The 1586-nt window shown below is 55.3% G+C and carries 2 protein-coding genes; both read right to left on the bottom strand.

Features of this window, described 5'->3' with window-relative positions:
- Positions 1-993: 3-phosphoserine/phosphohydroxythreonine transaminase (gene serC, locus Q0605_RS03035; RefSeq protein WP_298704142.1), on the bottom strand; the 993-nt coding region annotated here is incomplete at its 3' end.
- A gap of 10 nt (positions 994-1003) precedes the next feature.
- A partial coding sequence (locus Q0605_RS03030; protein ID WP_298704140.1) for an exodeoxyribonuclease VII large subunit occupies positions 1004-1586 on the bottom strand: 583 nt, incomplete at its 5' end.

The following is a 1586-nucleotide window of genomic DNA, read 5'->3' as shown; positions in this document are numbered from 1 at the left end:
GCGGATGCCGCCTAAGACGCGGTGTCCTTTAAGCCCGATCATCCCCTCCGCCTCCGCCTGCGCGACGAAAACCGGCTCAAGCGCGGCGTCTGCGATATTAAAGCTCACGTTCATCAGGCTGCGGCTGTCCTTTTGCGCGTGGCCGCGGTAGAAGCCGCCGCTGACATCGATCGCGCCGTAGAGTAGCGCCGCTTTGCGCTTGTTGCGCTCATGCATCTCCGCGAGCCCGCCGATTTCGTCCTTGATCCAGCCGAGCATTAAATTTAGCATGTAAATTCCGAAAGTATTTGGGGTGTTACTCATCGAGTCCGCGTCCGCCTGCGTTTTATAGCGCAGGATCATCGGCGTTTTGGGATCTGCGCGGTCCAGCAGATCCTTACGGATAGCCACCATCGTAACGCCCGCGGGGCCGCCGTTTTTCTGAATGCCGCCGTAAAACATCCCCACGCTGCCAAGATCCACGGGGCGCGAAAACAGATCGCTCGAGCTATCGACTACGAGCGGGCAGCCGCACTGCGGCAGCTGCGGATACTGCGTGCCGTAGATCGTGTTGTTCGAGCAGATGTAGCCGTAATCGGCGCCGTCTGAAAATTTAACCTCGGGGATGCGGTCGAATTTGCTCTCCTCGCTGCTTGCGATCACGCGGTAGTTTATGCCGAGCACGCCCGCTTCCTTGATCGCCTTGCTCGTCCAGTTGCCAGTGTTGGCGTATTCTGCGACGCCGCCTGCGTATAGGTTCATCGGCACCTGCGCGAATTGCAGGCTCGCGCCGCCTTGCAAAAATAAAATCGTAAAATCATCCGAAAAGCCGTAGAGATCACGCACGCGGCTCATCGCGCTATGTAGAACCTCCTCGAAAATTTTGGTGCGGTGCGAGATCTCCATTATCGAAAATCCCAGCCCTGTGTAGTTTAGCAGCTCCTCTTGCGCCTGCTTTAGCACGCCCAGCGGGATGGTGCTAGGTCCTGCGCTAAAATTTAAAACCCTATCCATTTTGCCTCCTTTAGATGATTTTCGCGTTTTTGCTGAGCTGCTGCGAGCAAAGGACGAACTCATCGCCCTCGGCAAGCTCGCCCAAGCTCACCGTTTTGCCGCCCTTTTGGATTTGAACGAGGTCTTTTGTGATCTCAAAAAATTTCGCCTTTTGCGCTAAAAGTTCATCCTTTGCGCTTAACGCATGCTCTGCGGCGCTTAGCTTGGAGCCGATGAAATTTTTAAATTTAAGCTCGAAATTTAAAAGCCCCGCGAGCGAGCCTGAAATTTTTGGCTCGATAGATTTTGATCTAAGCTCCAGAGCTGCGAGGCTCAGCGCGTTTTGCGCGGATGAAATTTTATCTTTTATTAGTCTATCAAGTGCGTCGCTTACGCCGTCTAGGCTCTGAAAGATCGCGCAAATATCGGGCAGCAGATCGATCATCGCGGCGGTGGGCGTGAGGCTTCGGTGATCGGCTACGAAATCGCTGATGCTAAAATCGATCTCGTGTCCGACCGCCGAGATGACGGGCGTTTTAGCCGCGTAGATCGCGCGCGCTAAGGCCTCGTCGTTGAAGCACCACAGATCCTCGCGTGAGCCGCCGCCGCGAGCG

This window comes from uncultured Campylobacter sp. (assembly GCF_938017705.1).
GTDB lineage: Bacteria > Campylobacterota > Campylobacteria > Campylobacterales > Campylobacteraceae > Campylobacter_B.
This window is presented reverse-complemented; position numbering and strand designations above follow the sequence as displayed.